The 14,646-nt window shown below is 70.7% G+C and carries 16 protein-coding genes and 1 pseudogene; 5 read left to right on the top strand and 12 right to left on the bottom strand.

From position 1 onward, the window contains the following. Positions 1–65: 65 nt before the first annotated feature. A pseudogene (locus ACFZDE_RS08280) lies at positions 66–209 on the top strand (fibronectin type III-like domain-contianing protein); the annotation flags it as partial. A gap of 84 nt (positions 210–293) precedes the next feature. Here ACFZDE_RS08280 and ACFZDE_RS08285 read toward each other — a convergent pair. Both ACFZDE_RS08285 and ACFZDE_RS08290 read right to left on the bottom strand, forming a co-directional pair. Beyond that, positions 294–1,265 (bottom strand): galactose-1-epimerase, encoded by a 972-nt coding sequence (locus tag ACFZDE_RS08285; protein WP_391198469.1) that lies wholly within the window; start codon positions 1,263–1,265, stop codon positions 294–296. 10 nt (positions 1,266–1,275) lie between these two features. Further along, the gene (locus tag ACFZDE_RS08290) at positions 1,276–2,169 is read right to left on the bottom strand and encodes an SGNH/GDSL hydrolase family protein (protein ID WP_391198471.1); all 894 of its coding nucleotides are present in this window, start codon (positions 2,167–2,169) and stop codon (positions 1,276–1,278) included. A 256-nt stretch (positions 2,170–2,425) separates the two neighbouring features. Between ACFZDE_RS08290 and ACFZDE_RS08295 the strand changes: the two genes are divergently transcribed. Further along, positions 2,426–2,920, top strand: a complete 495-nt coding sequence (locus tag ACFZDE_RS08295; RefSeq protein WP_031131293.1) for a DUF3145 domain-containing protein — start codon at positions 2,426–2,428, stop codon at positions 2,918–2,920. A 166-nt stretch (positions 2,921–3,086) separates the two neighbouring features. On the opposite strand, the gene fabF is transcribed toward ACFZDE_RS08295, so the two are convergent. The 5 genes from fabF to fasR form a co-directional block, all read right to left on the bottom strand. After that, positions 3,087–4,358, bottom strand: a complete 1,272-nt coding sequence (gene fabF / locus ACFZDE_RS08300; protein WP_390997264.1) for a beta-ketoacyl-ACP synthase II — start codon at positions 4,356–4,358, stop codon at positions 3,087–3,089. 84 nt (positions 4,359–4,442) lie between these two features. Then, a complete protein-coding gene (locus tag ACFZDE_RS08305; protein ID WP_103543242.1) occupies positions 4,443–4,691 on the bottom strand; it encodes an acyl carrier protein in 249 nt (82 codons plus the stop codon). 81 nt (positions 4,692–4,772) lie between these two features. Further along, entirely contained in the window at positions 4,773–5,774 is a 1,002-nt protein-coding gene (locus tag ACFZDE_RS08310) for a beta-ketoacyl-ACP synthase 3 (protein ID WP_390997267.1), read from the bottom strand. Positions 5,775–5,798: 24 nt separating this feature from the next. After that, entirely contained in the window at positions 5,799–6,728 is a 930-nt protein-coding gene (locus ACFZDE_RS08315; protein ID WP_390997269.1) for an acyltransferase domain-containing protein, read from the bottom strand. 89 nt (positions 6,729–6,817) lie between these two features. Next, positions 6,818–8,023, bottom strand: coding sequence for a fatty acid biosynthesis transcriptional regulator FasR (fasR, locus tag ACFZDE_RS08320; protein ID WP_390997271.1), 1,206 nt, complete (start codon positions 8,021–8,023; stop codon positions 6,818–6,820). A 59-nt stretch (positions 8,024–8,082) separates the two neighbouring features. Between fasR and ACFZDE_RS08325 the strand changes: the two genes are divergently transcribed. Continuing rightward, positions 8,083–8,736, top strand: coding sequence for a pirin family protein (locus tag ACFZDE_RS08325; RefSeq protein WP_390997273.1), 654 nt, complete (start codon positions 8,083–8,085; stop codon positions 8,734–8,736). Here ACFZDE_RS08325 and ACFZDE_RS08330 read toward each other — a convergent pair. Together ACFZDE_RS08330 and ACFZDE_RS08335 are read right to left on the bottom strand one after the other, a co-directional pair. Next, on the bottom strand, positions 8,733–9,548 hold the full coding sequence (locus ACFZDE_RS08330) for a serine hydrolase (RefSeq protein ID WP_391198473.1): 816 nt from the start codon (positions 9,546–9,548) through the stop codon (positions 8,733–8,735). The two genes, ACFZDE_RS08325 and ACFZDE_RS08330, sit on opposite strands and share 4 nt — an antisense overlap. Positions 9,549–9,566: 18 nt before the next feature. Continuing rightward, complete coding sequence (locus ACFZDE_RS08335; protein ID WP_390997279.1) at positions 9,567–10,037, bottom strand: GNAT family N-acetyltransferase; 471 nt, start codon at positions 10,035–10,037, stop codon at positions 9,567–9,569. A gap of 98 nt (positions 10,038–10,135) precedes the next feature. Between ACFZDE_RS08335 and ACFZDE_RS08340 the strand changes: the two genes are divergently transcribed. Both ACFZDE_RS08340 and ACFZDE_RS08345 read left to right on the top strand, forming a co-directional pair. After that, complete coding sequence (locus tag ACFZDE_RS08340) at positions 10,136–10,606, top strand: MerR family transcriptional regulator (RefSeq protein ID WP_390997282.1); 471 nt, start codon at positions 10,136–10,138, stop codon at positions 10,604–10,606. Continuing rightward, positions 10,603–11,619, top strand: coding sequence for an aldo/keto reductase (locus ACFZDE_RS08345; protein ID WP_391198475.1), 1,017 nt, complete (start codon positions 10,603–10,605; stop codon positions 11,617–11,619). Before ACFZDE_RS08340 ends, ACFZDE_RS08345 begins: the two co-directional genes overlap by 4 nt. 120 nt (positions 11,620–11,739) lie before the next feature. Here ACFZDE_RS08345 and ACFZDE_RS08350 read toward each other — a convergent pair whose 3' ends face one another. The 3 genes from ACFZDE_RS08350 to ACFZDE_RS08360 form a co-directional block, all read right to left on the bottom strand. Then, entirely contained in the window at positions 11,740–12,597 is an 858-nt protein-coding gene (locus ACFZDE_RS08350) for a DUF4429 domain-containing protein (RefSeq protein WP_390997980.1), read from the bottom strand. 66 nt (positions 12,598–12,663) lie between these two features. After that, positions 12,664–13,872 carry an alpha/beta hydrolase gene (locus ACFZDE_RS08355; RefSeq protein ID WP_391198478.1) on the bottom strand — a complete coding sequence of 403 codons (1,209 nt, stop codon included), beginning with the start codon at positions 13,870–13,872 and terminating at the stop codon, positions 12,664–12,666. Between the two features lie 73 nt (positions 13,873–13,945). Beyond that, positions 13,946–14,578 carry a TetR family transcriptional regulator gene (locus tag ACFZDE_RS08360; RefSeq protein WP_390997290.1) on the bottom strand — a complete coding sequence of 211 codons (633 nt, stop codon included), beginning with the start codon at positions 14,576–14,578 and terminating at the stop codon, positions 13,946–13,948. Between the last annotated feature and the right edge of the window lie 68 nt (positions 14,579–14,646).

Genomic DNA, 14,646 nt, shown 5'->3' on the forward strand with positions numbered 1-14,646 from the left:
GACGGCCGCAGTATCGCGTGACGGGTGTGGTCCACGCCATGGGCGGGGTTCAGACGGGGATCGTCGAGGCCGCCGTCGAAAGGCCACGCCGAGCTTTCGAAATCTGGGACGAGGCGACCGGCTCGTGGTCGTATGTGAAGGGTTCGTACGAGATCCAGCTCGGACGCTCGATCACGGACCGCAGGATCACCGCGACGATTAACGTCTGATCCGGGACAAGTTCCCCATCGAGCAGCCCCGGTCCGGGACCTGACCTCCGGACCGGGGCTCATGGTCTGTCAGGGGCCCGCCGGTCAGCGCACGCCGAACCCGTACACCGTCTCCGAGCGGAACACCTCGCCCGGCCGCAGCACGGTCGTCGGGAAGTCCGGACGGTTCGGCGAGTCGGGGAAGTGCTGGGTCTCCAGCGCGATGCCGTCGCCGGGCGCGAACGGGCCGGACAGGTGGTCGGCGGTGTACAGCTGGAGGCCGGGCTCGGTCGTCGCCACCGTCAGCACCCGCCCGGACGCCGGGTCGTGCAGCTCGGCGACCTCCACCGGAGTGTCCGTCACACCCTTGTCCAGCACGAAGTTGTGGTCGTAGCCGGAGCCGGTCTTGCGGGCCTCGCGGAAGTCGAAGCGCGTGCCGGTCACGTCCTGCGGGTCACCGTCCGGGATCAGATCGGCGTCGACCGGTGTGTACCGGGAGGCGGCCAGCCGCAGTTCATGACCACCGGCGTCCCCGGAACCGGCCAGGTTGAAGTAGCTGTGGTTCGTCGGATTCACCACGGTCGGCGCGTCCGTGACCGCCTCATAGGCGATCCGCAGCGCGCCCGACCCGTCGAGCGAGTACGTCGCCGACACCTCCAGCCGCCCCGGGAACCCCTCCTCGCCGTGCGCGCTGATCCGCGTCAGCCGCACCCCGTGCCCGGCCGGTTCCGCGTCCCAGACCCGCTTGTCGAAACCGCGCGCCCCGCCGTGCAGTGAGTTCGGCCCGTTGTTCGGCTCCAGCGCGTACGTCCGGCCGTCCAGGGTGAACCGGGCGCCGGCGATCCGGTTGGCGTACCGCCCGACCAGGGCACCGAGGTAGGGCTCCGGATGGGCGAGATACCCGTCGAGATCCGGGAACCCCAGCACCACGCCCCCGGCCCGGCCTTCCCGGTCCGGCACCTCCACGGACTGCACGATCCCGCCGTACGACAGGACCCGCACGCGTACGCCCGCCCGCTCCAGGGTCCAGCGGTGCACCGGGGTCCCGTCGGAAAGTGTTCCGAAGAGTTCGTTCATGTGCGGAACTCTAGGTGAGGGGCTCCTTCGCGGTGACGGTGCGGTACGCGATCTCCGCCAACCGGGCCTGTCCGTTCACGCTGGGGTGGAAGTAGTCCCAGCGGCTCAACTGGCCGGTGCCGAAGCGGTAGTCGTACACCGCGCCCCCGTCGTAGCGGCACCGCTCGTCCTCGGCGCAGACCTCCTCCAGGACCTTGTTGTAGTCCTCCACCCGCTGCTGCACGGTGTTCCGCCGCAGGGTCGCCGCCGCATCCAGGGCGTCCGCGTCGCCCAGCATCGACGGGCAGATGCCCAGCTTCCACACCTGCTTGCCCATCGGGCTGCCGCGGCCCTCGGACCACAGCCGCTTCAGATTGGGCACGCTCGCCACGAACACCTGTGCCTTCGGCAGGGCCTTGCGCAGGGAGCGCAGCGAGTCCTCGAAGTCGGCGCGGAAGGCGGAGACCGGGGTCATCGTCGACGTCGTACGCCGGCAGGCGTCGTTGGCCCCCACCATCACCGTCACCAACTGCGGCTCGCGCCGCACCGCCTGCGCCATCTGCCCGGGCAGGTCGGCCATCCGCGCCCCGGTCACCGCGTAGTTCCAGCTGCGCCGAGCGGCGCCCTCCCTGCCCAGTAACCGCACCGCGAGCGAGTCGACCTCGGGGCTGGCACCGGTCGCCCAGGACGCCTCCGGACAGTCCGACAGCACGTCACAGGCGTCGAACGCCCGCGTGATGGAGTCCCCGACGGCCGCGACGGAACCCGGGCTGCGGTCCCACAGAGGCGTCGGCTTCGGCGACGGCTTCGCACTCTCGGACGGGGCCGCGGAATCACCCCCCACGGCATCACACCCCGCGACCCCCAGCACGGCCGCCGCGACCACGGCCACAACGCCCCGGGTACGACGGCCTCGCTCCCGCATCCTGGTCCATCCCCTCGCCACGCCGTGTCTGTCTCCCCAACCCATAACAACGCACGAGGGTTCCCGCCCGATCAGGTGCAACGGCTCACACCCGTACAAGCGTCCCCCTGGGTGAATGGCAGGCGTTTCCCGGCACCTGGACCGACCGTACGTCACACTCCTTGCGCCCCCGCACGGTAGCCTCGCCATCAACGTGACCCGCCCGGTCACAGCCGTTCCGCCCTTGCACCATGTCCCGCTCTGCCCGGAGGTTCCGGTGACGACACGTGGAGTTCTGTACGTGCACTCCGCGCCGCGCGCGCTGTGCCCGCACGTCGAGTGGGCCGTCGCCGGGGTGCTCGGCACACGCGTCAGCCTGGACTGGATCCGTCAGCCGGCCGCCCCGGGCACCTGGCGCTCGGAGTTCTCCTGGCAGGGCCAGGCCGGTACGGCGTCCAAACTCGCCTCCGCGCTCCGCGGCTGGCACCTGCTGCGCTTCGAAGTCACCGCCGAGCCCTGCGCAACGGCCGAGGGCGAGCGCTACAGCTGCACCCCCGACCTGGGCATCTACCACGCCGTCACCGGCATCCACGGCGACATCCTCATCCCCGAGGACCGCCTCAGAGCAGCCCTCCAGCGCAGCCGGCAGGGGGAGACCGACCTGGAGGCCGAACTCAACAAGCTGCTCGGCAAGCCCTGGGACGACGAACTCGAACCCTTCCGCTACGCAGGCGAAGGCGCCCCGGTCCGCTGGTTGCACCAGGTGGTGTAGACGTACTTGAGGGGGGCGGCCTCAGGGGCGCGGGGCTGTTTCGATGTGCGGCTCCGCCGCGTGGGCGCGACAAGCCCCCACCCGCCCGCACCCGGCAGGCAACGCGACACAAAACGGCGATGGCCCGAACCCCACCCAAGGAGTTCGGGCCATTCAACGCTCAGGATCAAACCGTCCGGAACGCCAGCACCACGTTGTGCCCACCGAACCCGAACGAGTCGTTCAACGCGGCGATCCGCCCCTCGACCGGAAGCTTCCGAGCCTCACCCCGGACAACATCCGCGTTCGCCTCGGCCTCGGGGTCGAGGTTCTCCACGTTGATCGTCGGCGGAGCCACCCGGTGGTACAGCGCGAGCACGGTCGCCACCGTCTCGACACCCCCCGCACCACCCAGCAGATGTCCGGTCATCGACTTCGTCGCGGACACCGCGAAGTGGTCGGCGTCGTCACCGAACACCTTCCGCAGCGCCTTCAGCTCGGCGATGTCACCCGCCGGCGTGGACGTCGCGTGCGCGTTGACGTGCACGATCTCCGCCGGGTCCAGGTCGTTGCGGTCCATCAGGTTCTGCAGGGCGTGCGAGATGCCCCGCCCCTCCGGCTCCGGCTGCACGATGTCGTGCGCGTCGGCGGAGATGCCCTGCCCGACCGCCTCCGCGTACACCCGGGCACCGCGCTTGGCGGCGTGCTCGGCGGACTCCAGCACCACGACACCGGCGCCCTCACCGAGGACGAACCCGTCGCGGGCGGTGTCGTAGGGACGCGACGCGCCCTGCGGGTCGTCGTTGTTCTTGGACATCGCCATCATGTTGCCGAACGCGGCGATGGGCAGCGGGTGGATCGCCGCCTCCGTGCCACCCGCGACGACGACGTCGGCGCGGCCGGTGCGGATCATCTCGATGGCGTAGCCGATGGCCTCGGCGCCCGAGGCGCAGGCGGAGACCGGCGTGTGCACACCCGCGCGGGCGCCCACGGCCAGACCCACGTTGGCCGAGGGGCTGTTGGGCATCAGCATGGGCACGGTGTGCGGGGAGACGCGGCGGACGCCCTTCTCCTTCAGCACGTCGTACTGGTCGAGCAGCGTCGTCACGCCGCCGATGCCGGAGGCGATGACCGCGCCCAGCCGGTCGGGGTCGATGCTCGGGTCCTCACCGGCCTTCGCTTCGAAACCGGCGTCGGCCCAGGCCTCCTTGGCCGCGACCAGCGCGAACTGCGCCGAGCGGTCCAGTCGGCGGGCCTGCGGCCGCGGGATGACCTCGCTGGGCTCCACGGCGACCGGGGCCGCGATCTTGACGGCCTGGTCGGCCGCCCAGTCCTGCTCCAGGGGCTTGACGCCGGACTTGCCGGCGATCAGGCCCTCCCAGGTAGAGGCTGCGTCGCCACCCAGCGGTGTGGTTGCGCCGATACCGGTGACGACCACGGTGCGATTGGTCGGGCTCACGGGAATTCTTTCTCCAACGGTTACGAGGATTAAGCGGCGCCACCGCCGGGTGGCGGGGCAGTCAGCCCAGGCGTGATCGGTCGATCAGCCCTGGTGCTTGAGGATGTAGTCGGTCGCGTCGCCGACCGTCTTGAGGTTCTTGACGTCGTCGTCCGGGATCTTGACGTCGAAGCGCTCTTCGGCGGCGACGACGACCTCGACCATGGACAGCGAGTCGACGTCCAGGTCGTCGGTGAAGGACTTGTCCAGCTGGACGTCCTCAACCGGGATGCCGGCGATCTCGTTCACGATCTCGGCGAGACCGGCGACGATCTCTTCCTGAGTGGCGGCCATGTTGGCGCTCCTTCGTAGATATCCAGAGGGTGTGGCAGGTGTTTCCTCCCGTGCCGGATCGCATGATCCGGCACGGAGTGCCTAGGGGAGGGTAACGACAGTCGCGGCGTAGACGAGACCCGCCCCGAAGCCGATGACGAGCGCGGTGTCGCCGCTCTTCGCCTCTCCGGTCGCCAGGAGCCGCTCCATCGCGAGCGGGATCGAGGCGGCCGAGGTGTTGCCGGTGGTGCGTACGTCACGGGCGACCGTGACGGACTCCGGCAGCTTGAGTGTCTTCACCATCGAGTCGATGATCCGCTCGTTGGCCTGGTGCGGGATGAAGACGTCCAGGTCGTCCGCGGTGATGCCGGCGGCGTCCAGCGCCTCCTTGGCGACCTTCGCCATCTCGAAGACGGCCCAGCGGAACACCGCCTGGCCCTCCTGCGTGATGGCCGGGAACTTGGCGACCTCGCCGGAACGGTAGTCCGTCCACGGCACGGTCTGCTTGATGGTCTCGGACTTGTCGCCCTCGGAGCCCCACACGGTGGGGCCGATCGCGGGCTCCTTCGCCGGACCGACCACTACCGCGCCGGCCCCGTCACCGAACAGGAAGGCCGTCGCGCGGTCCTCCAGGTCGGTCAGGTCGCTCAGCCGCTCGACACCGATCACCAGGACGTACTCGGCCGAGCCCTCGACGATCATGCCCTTGGCGAGGGTCAGGCCGTAGCCGAAGCCCGCGCAGCCCGCCGAGATGTCGAACGCGGCGGCCTTGCCCGTGCCGAGCTTGTCGGCGATCTCGGTGGCGACGGCCGGGGTCTGCTTGAAGTGCGAGACGGTCGAGACGATCACGCCGCCGATCTGCTCGGCGGAGATCCCCGCGTCGGCGATCGCCTTGCCGGACGCCTCGATCGACATCGCGGCGACGGTCTCCTCGTCGTTCGCCCAGTGCCGCGTCTGGATCCCGGAGCGCGAGCGGATCCACTCGTCGGACGAGTCGATCGTCTCGAGGATCACCTCGTTCGGCACGACCCGGGTCGGGCGGTAGCCACCGACGCCGAGGATGCGCGCGTACGGGGCGCCCTTGCTGGGCTTGATCTTCGCCATGCGGTCGGCTCCTTGGGGCGGCGGTCAGGCGTGCTCGGCGATGAGCGCGCGAGCGGCGTCGAGGTCGGCGGGGGACTTCAGGGCCAGCGTCTGCACGCCGGGCAGGGCCCGCTTGGCGAGGCCGGTGAGGGTGCCACCGGGGCACACCTCGATCAGGGCCGTGACGCCGAGCTCCTTGAAGGTCTCCATGCACAGGTCCCAGCGGACCGGGTTGGCGACCTGGCCGACCAGACGCTCCAGCACCTCGCCGCCGCCGGCGACGGTCCGCCCGTCCTTGTTCGAGACGTAGGTGACCTTCGGGTCGCCGGGCGCGAGCGCCTCGGCGGCCTTGGCCAGCGTGTCGACGGCCGGCGCCATGTGGTGCGTGTGGAACGCGCCGGCGACCTTCAGCGCGACGACCTTGCGCACGCCCTCGGGCTTGTCCGCCTCCAGCGCGGCGAGCTGCTCCTTGGTGCCGGCCGCGACGATCTGGCCCGCGCCGTTGATGTTCGCCGGGGTCAGGCCCAGCTTCTCCAGGTGCGGGACCGTCACCGCCGGGTCGCCGCCCAGCAGCGCGGCCATGCCGGTCTCGGTGACGGCGGCGGCCTCCGCCATGCCGAGCCCGCGGGTGCGGACCAGGCGCAGCGCCTCCTCGTGGGGGAGCACCCCGGCGAGCGAGGCGGCGGTGAACTCACCGACGCTGTGACCGGCGATCGCGCCGACCTTCTGCGGGAGTTCGGCCGGGTCGTCGAAGAGCAGGTACGCGGACGCCAGTCCGGCCGCGACCAGCAGCGGCTGCGCCACCGCGGTGTCGCGGATCTCCTCCGCGTCGGCCTCGGTGCCGTAGCGGATCAGGTCGAGTCCCGCGGCGTCGGACCAGGCCTCGAGGGCACCGCGAACACCGGGGAAGTCGAGCCATTCGGTCAGGAAGCCGGGCGTCTGAGCGCCCTGGCCGGGAGCGACGAGTACGAGCACTCTCACACTCTCTCTTGGGTACGGGCACGGCCGCCCGTGGGGACAGGGACGAAGAACACGGAGGGGTTTTGTCGGGCCCCGACAAAACCTTAGGGCTGGAGATCTCCATCGACCAGACGCCCCAGGATCAACGCGATCCGCAGGGTGAACGCAGAGCGTACATCGGAGGGTGACCATCCGGTGACGTCAGTCACACGTCGAAGCCGGTAGCGGACGGTGTTGGGATGGACGAACAGCATCCGTGCGGCGCCCTCGAGGCTGCTCGCCTGTTCGAGATAGACACTGAGGGTCTCCAGGAGCGCGGCCCCGGCCTCCTCCAGCGGTCTGTAGATCTCCTCCACCAACTGCTCACGGGCCGAGGGGTCCCCGGCCATCGCGCGCTCCGGCAGCAGATCGTCGGCCAGGACCGGGCGCGGGGCGTCCTGCCAGGCGGAACACGCCTTCAGCCCCGCCGCGGCGGCCTGCGCGGACCGGGTCGCGGCCAGCAGGTCCGGCACCACCGGGCCCGCCACGACCGGCCCGGCGGCGAACGGGCCGATGAGCGACTTGGCGACGGCCAGCGGGTTGTCGCTGCCGCCGGCGATGACGACCAGCCGGTCGCCGAGCACCCCGGTGAGCACCTGGAGCTTGGCGTGCCGGGCGGCCCGCCGGATCGCCTCCACGGTCAGTTCGGAGTCCCCGTCGGGCGCCGTGCCGAGCACCACGCACACATGCTCGGGGGAGTTCCAGCCCAGCGCGGCGGCCCGGGACACGGCACCCTCGTCGGCCTCGCCGCTGAGCACGGCGTTCACGACCAGGGACTCCAGCCGGGCGTCCCAGGCGCCGCGGGCCTCGGCGGCCTGGGCGTAGACCTGGGCCGTGGCGAAGGCGATCTCCCGGGCGTAGACGAGCAGCGCCTCGCGCAGCACCCGCTCGTCGCCCGGCGCCGCGACCTCGTCGATCGCGCTCTCCATGACCTCGATGGTGGTGCGCACCATCTCCACGGTCTGGCGCAGGGTGATCGCCCGGGTCAGCTCGCGCGGCGCGGTGCCGAACACGTCGGTGGAGATGGCCTGCGGGGCGTCCGGACGCCGGAACCACTCGGTGAACGCGGCGATGCCCGCCTGCGCGACCAGACCGATCCAGGAACGGTTCTCCGGGGGCATGGCCCGGTACCAGGGCAGCGTCTCGTCCATCCGCGCGATGGCCTGCGCGGCGAGCGATCCGGACGACTTCTCCAGCCGCTTCAGCGTCGCGGCATGGGGATGGACGTCTCGGGCTGCGGCTTCGTTCTTGCTGGTTTCGGGTTCGGGCACGGGGACAAGACTGCCTTATCCGGACGGGAAGGTGGTCCGCCGGGTCTACCGTGGACCGTGTGATGGACGTCAGGCGCGCGGACGGGCGCTATCCGGGAGGGGATCCCGCCGCAGGGATCGAGTCGTGGCACGCCTTCTCCTTCGGTGCGCACTACGACCCGGACAACCTCCGGTTCGGCGCGGTGCTCGCCTGCAACGAGGAGCGGCTGGCGCCCGGCGCCGGGTTCGACGAGCACCCGCACAGCCACACCGAGATCGTGACGTGGGTGGTGGAGGGCGAGCTGACCCACCGGGACTCCACCGGGCACGAGTCGGTGGTGCGCCCCGGGGACGTGCAGCGGCTCAGCTCGGCGGGCGGGGTGCGGCACGTGGAGCGCAACGACGGCCCGCAGCCCCTGACCTTCGTCCAGATGTGGCTGGCCCCCCTGCGGCCCGGCGGCGACCCCTTCTACGAGGTCGTCCGCGGCATCGCCGACTCCACGCCCTACGCGGTCCCGGAGTCCGGCGCGATGCTGCACGTGCGGCGCCTGGCGGCGGGGGAGCGCACGGCGGTGCCGGACGGGCCGTACGCGTACGTGCACGTCGTACGCGGGGACGTCCGCCTGGACGGCGAGGAACTGGGCGCCGGGGACGCCGCCCGGATCACGGACGCCAAGGGCCTGGAGGCCGAGGGCGTCACCGACGCGGAGCTGCTGATCTGGGAGATGACCTAGAGCTCTGCGAGGACCGCGTCCGTGAACGCCGGCCACGCCTCGACCGCCCACGGCCCGAACGCCCGGTCCGTCAGGGCCACGCAGGCCGCGCCCACGTCCGGGTCGATCCACAGGAACGTACCGGACTGCCCGAAATGCCCGAACGTGCGCGGTGAGGACGAGGAGCCCGTCCAGTGCGGCGACTTGGAGTCGCGGATCTCGAAGCCGAGCCCCCAGTCGTTGGGGTTCTGGTGGCCGTACCCCGGCAGGACGCCCTTGGTGCCCGGGTAGTGCACGGTCATCGCCGAGGCGACCGTACGCGGATCCAGCAGCCGCGGCGCCTGCACCTCGGCCGCGAACCGCAGCAGGTCCTCCACCGTCGACACCCCGTCCTTGGCCGGGGAGCCCTCCAGGGTCGTCGAGGTCATGCCCAGCGGCTCCAGCACGGCCTGCCGCAGGTACTCCCCGAACGGGATGTCGGTGGCCTTCGCCACATGGTCGCCCAACTGCTCGAAACCGGCGTTGGAGTACAGCCGCCGCTCCCCGGGCGGGGCCGTGACCCTGTGCTCGTCGAAGGCGAGGCCCGAGGTGTGCGCGAGCAGGTGCCGGACCGTCGACCCGGAGGGCCCCGCCGGTTCATCGAACTCGATGGCCCCCTCCTCGTACGCGACGAGCACCGCGTAGGCGGCCAGAGGCTTGGTCACCGACGCGAGCGGAAACCGCTGCCCGGCCGGTCCATGGGTTCCGAGGACGGTGCCGTCCGCCCGTACGACACCCGCCGCAGCGGCGGGAACCGGCCAGTTCTCGATCAGGGCGAGGCTCTTCATCGACATGCGTTCGAGCCTATGCGCTCAGAGCGCGAGCTCCAGCAAAGGGTCGGGCTTGGGGCGGAAACCGAGGGAGACGTACAGCGGCTCCGCCTCCGAGGAGGCGGTCAGCTGCACCCGCCGGGCGCCGCGCTCGCGAAACCACTCCAGCAGCGTGTTCATGCAGGCCCGCGCATATCCGCGGCGCCGAGCGTCCGGGTCGGTGGCGACGCTGAACACGAAGCCCACCATGCCCTGCGGATCGCCCGCCTTGCCGATGCGGTAGTCGATCGTCCCGGCCACCAGGCAGGCCAGCGCCCCCGGCCGCTCCGGGTGGTCGACGACGAACGCCGTGAAATCCCCTTCCGGATCGCCGAGTTTGGCCCTCAGGGTGGGGAGCGACTCCCCGTGCCAGGCGATGGAGGGATCGGCGGCGAACATGGAGTCGATCATGACTTGGCGCAGCCGCAGGACTTCCTCGGCGTCCTCGGGCAGGGCGCGACGTACAACACTCATGAGTCCGTACGCTAACCATCCGGATCAAGACGCGTCCTGCCGATTTCTTACCGTCAGCGCTTGCTTGGAGCGCACTCCAAGGTTCTAGCGTTGGGGCCATGACGGTGATGGAGACCACGGGGACCAGGACCGCCGACACCTGCGCCGGCCCGACGCGGCACCAGGACCGGCGCCCGGACGGCGAGGACCACTACACGATCAGTGAGGTCGTCGCCTTCACCGGCCTGACGGCACACACCCTGCGCTGGTATGAGCGCATCGGCCTGATGCCGCACATCGACCGGTCCCACACCGGCCAGCGCCGCTACACCAACCGCGACCTCGACTGGCTCGACCTCGTCGGCAAGCTCCGCCTGACGGGCATGCCGGTCGCGGACATGGTCCGGTACGCGGAACTGGTGCGCGAGGGCGACCACACCTACGGCGAGCGCTTCGAACTGCTCAAGACGACCCGTGAGGACGTCCTGGCCCGGATCGACGAACTCCGGGGCACCCTCGCCGTGCTCGACCGCAAGATCAGTTTCTACGCGGACGCCGGGCGTGCCCTGGCGTCGGAGAGGTCCCGATGACGGACGGCAGGATCACGACGGCCAGGCTCGGCGACAACGGCCCCGAGGTGGGTGTCCAGGGCCTCGGCTGCATGGGCATGAGCTTCGCCTACGGCCCCTCGGACGCGGATGCCTCCCGCGCCACCCTGGAGCGGGCCCTCGAACTGGGCGTCACGCTCTACGACACGGCCGACGCGTACGGCGCCGGCGAGAACGAACGGTTCCTTGCGCCCTTCGTCAAGGCCCACCGCGACGAGGTCGTCATCGCGACCAAGTTCGCCCTGTCGATACCCCCGGACGACCCGACGCGCCGGATCATCCGCAACGACCCGCCCTACATCCGCCAGGCCGTCGAGGCGAGCCTGAAGCGCCTGGACGTCGAGGCCATCGACCTCTACTACATGCACCGGCGCGATGTGAACGTGCCGATCGAGGAGAGCGTCGGCACCATGGCCGACCTGGTCCGCGAGGGCAAGGTCAAGCATCTGGGCCTGAGCGAGGTCACGGCGGGCGAACTGCGCGCCGCCCACGCCGTCCACCCCATCGCCGCCGTGCAGTCGGAGTGGTCGCTGTTCAGCCGGGACATCGAGACGCACGTCGTGCCCGCGGCCCGCGAGCTGGGCGTGGCCCTCGTCGCGTACTCACCCCTCGGCCGCGGCTTCCTCACCGGCTCCTTCACCGACGCCGACCAGGACCTGAGCGCCGGTGACTTCCGCCGCCAGCAGCCTCGCTTCACCGGCGAGAACGCCATGGCGAACGCGACCCTGCTGGAGTTGATCCGCTCGGTGGCCAAGGCCCATGACGCGACCCTCGGCCAGATCGCCCTGGCCTGGGCCCAGCAGCAGGCGACGGTCCACGACCTCCCGGTCATCCCGATCCCCGGCACCCGCAAGCCCACCAGGGTCGAGGAGAACGCGGCAGCGACCGGGATCACCCTCACCGACGAGCAACTGGACCTCCTGAACGGCATAGCGGCCCAGGTGGCGGGCCCGAGGTACGCGGACATGCGGTTCACGTCAGCGGGCCGCGAGTAGCAAGGCCCTTAGGGGCGCGCCCTCGGGGGCGCGGGGCTGTGTCGATGTGCGGCTCCGCCGCGTGGGCGCGAACAACCACGCACGCACCCGCGCCCGCCCACGGTGAGATCCCGGCAGACGCTAAAGCTCAGAGAGCAACTCGGCCTTTTTGACCGAAAACTCCTCATCCGTCACCAACCCGGCCTGATGCAGCTCACCCAGGTGCCGAATCCGCTCGGCGATGTCCGCGGGATCGCGCCGAGGCGCGGGCACCGCAGCCACCGGGCTGGACGTCCGCACCGCCGCCAACACTGCCGCGGCGAACGGCAGTGACTCATGCACGGGCCCGTACCCCAGCCCGAACACCACCGCCGCGGGATCCTGATCGGCCTGGGCGGCCGACGCCTCCGCATCTCGGCGCAAAAGCCGCAAATGCCCCTCGAAGACCTCCGGTGACCGCCACTCCACACCGCTCAGCTCCCCGACGGAGAAGCTCTGGTCGCCGGCCTTCCACTTCGCCGACGACGCCCCCGTCCAGAACCACCGGAAGTTCACGGTGCGTCCGTCGAACGTCGCCTTGCCGTCGTAGGCCTTGAACGACCGTGGCCCCTCAGGCGGCTTCACGAGGAACCGGTCCGTGGGCCCGGACTCCGTCTCCGTCAGCAGCGACCGCAGTTCGTCGGCGTAGTACTCCGCGAGGACCTCCCGGTCGGCGGGCAGCACCAGCCGATACGGGTCGCCGCTCTCCTTCAGCTGCCCGGCGGCCGCCTCCATCAAGGGGTCCGCGCCGGGGCGCGTCTCCAGGCGCAGGACGACCGTGCCGCGTTTCCCGCGGGACAGCGTCACCCCGGCGACCGCCTCCAGGGGCACACGGCGCTCCCCGAGGGCCTGGAAGAGCTTGGGTGCTCGAATCCCCCGTTCGTAGCGGATGAGCACGGAGTCGGACTCGAACTCCCAGGCGGCATGAAATCCGGCCAGTACGTCACCCATGCGGCTCATCGTATGCGGCACGAGCTCCTCCGTCCCCCTTCCGAGCAGACCGCAATTCCTTCGCCTCTACGCGCGTCAGGCCGCTGCCGTGCCGGACAAACCGGTACGGCAGACGCCGTCTTCGTGCGCGCAGTGCACCGAGCGGTATGCGCCAACGCCAATCTCTGCGAAATTGAACAGACTTGCCGTGCCCGGCACGAAGTAGCCCGCGTGGCCCTTCGCACCCGCCGCCGACAGCACCCGCGCCCCGAACCCGGCGGACACCGGGTCGGCGCCGTGACCGAGCCCGCCGACCTCCAGATAGGGCACGTCCTGGATCCAGTCGTCGGAGTCCCGCATCGCCCACACCCGGGCACCGGTGTTCAGCTGGGCGGCCTTCTCGACCCGCATGCCGGGGCTGCCCGCCACCGCGATGTCGGACACCCTCTCGGGCAGCGTGTGCGCGGCGACCCCGCACACCACGGAGCCGTAGCTGTGGCAGAACAGCGAGACGGGCTTGTCGCCCGGCAGGGCCCGCACGAGCTTGTTCAGCCGTACGGCACCTTCCTCGGCGCGCATCGCGGTGGCCGAGTCGATGCCGAGCCCGCTGGGTGCCGTGTAGTCGGCCCAGGCGATCACGGCCGTCCGGGTCGAGGGGCTCACCTGCCGCTCGGCCGCGTACAGGGACTTGGCCATGCCGACGGGCGCGGAGTACTTGCGGTTCGTGCGCTGAAAGGTGAGCAGGTTCGTGTCGACGCCGGGGACGACGACCGAGACCCGCTTCGCCTTGCGCAGGTTGCCGAACACCTCCGCCACCCGGCCCGAGCCCTCCGGGTCGAACGCCAGGATGTGACGGCCCGGCTCCATGAGGTCCTCGTAGCGGTGCATCCTGCGGCTCGCCTCGTGCTGCCCGGCGGGGGTGAGGCGCTCGTCGTGCATGCGCTCCCGCTCGACCTTGCGCGCCTTGGCGAGCGCGAGATGGTTGGCGCGGTAGCGCACCTCGACCGGCGCGCCGTTCATATTGCCCACCGCGAGCGAATACTTGCGGATCAGCGTCGAACGGTCCCGCTCGGAGAGCGAGGAGAAGAACCGGGCGAGCTTCGTCGGCTCCGACTGCGGGTCGGGCAGCTTGTGCCCGCCGATGCGGCCGTGCTCCCAGGCGGAGAGCGAGGCCTGGAGCGGCGAGGCGCCCCGCTGGTTGCGCAGGGCCGTCCAGCCGGTGGTCGCCAGCATCACGAACACCACGGCCAGAGCGAGCAGTGCGCGCCAGACGTTCAGTTGCGGGGAGGTGTCGAAGGAAGTCACTGAAAGGACACACTAGGAGAACGGGAGGGTCTCGCGTTAACCAAGTGACCGGGATCACGTTTCGGTGGAGGGGCTAAGGGGACTGCTCCGCACGCCAGTTCCCGGCCAGTGCGGGTCCCACTTGATCCAGGTATGTCGTGGTGAGTTCACGCATTCCGTCGAGGGTGACGTCGTCTCCCGCGGACCACAACCGTTCGGTGACACGAATCACCCCGCCGAAGAGGGCCACGACGATCCTCGGCCGGGGGTCCGCGTCCACGTCGAGCCCCTCGCGCTCGGCGATGATCGCGGCGAGCTGCTCCTCCAGCTCCGCCGACCGCCGCAGATGGGCGGCGAGCAGTGCGGGCGTGGACTCGATCACCCGGTAGACGCGCATGTGGAGGTCGATCGGCACGAGCTCCTCGACGGCCTCGTTGATCGCGTCCCAGCTCTCCAGCACGGCCCGGCGCAGCGCCTCCAGCGGCACCTCGTGCGGCGGGCGGGTGCGCAGGGCCTCGACGACGAGCGTCTCCGCCAGCCGCGGCACGAAGAACGCCGTCTCCTCCTTGCCGGCGAAGTAGCGGAAGAAGGTGCGCTGCGAGACGTCCACGGCGGCGGCGATGTCGTCGACGGTCGTTTCCTCGTACCCGCGCGTGGCGAACAGTTCCAGCGCGGCCCGCAGCAGTGCGTCCCGGGTGCGCCGCTTCTTGCGTTCGCGCAGGTTCAAGACATGCCTCTCGTCCGAAGTGTTCTCGCAGTTCAGGCTATACGGGGATGTCGTGTCAGTTACCGGCT

It is taken from the genome of Streptomyces sp. NPDC007929 (assembly GCF_042959065.1).
Taxonomy (GTDB): domain Bacteria; phylum Actinomycetota; class Actinomycetes; order Streptomycetales; family Streptomycetaceae; genus Streptomyces.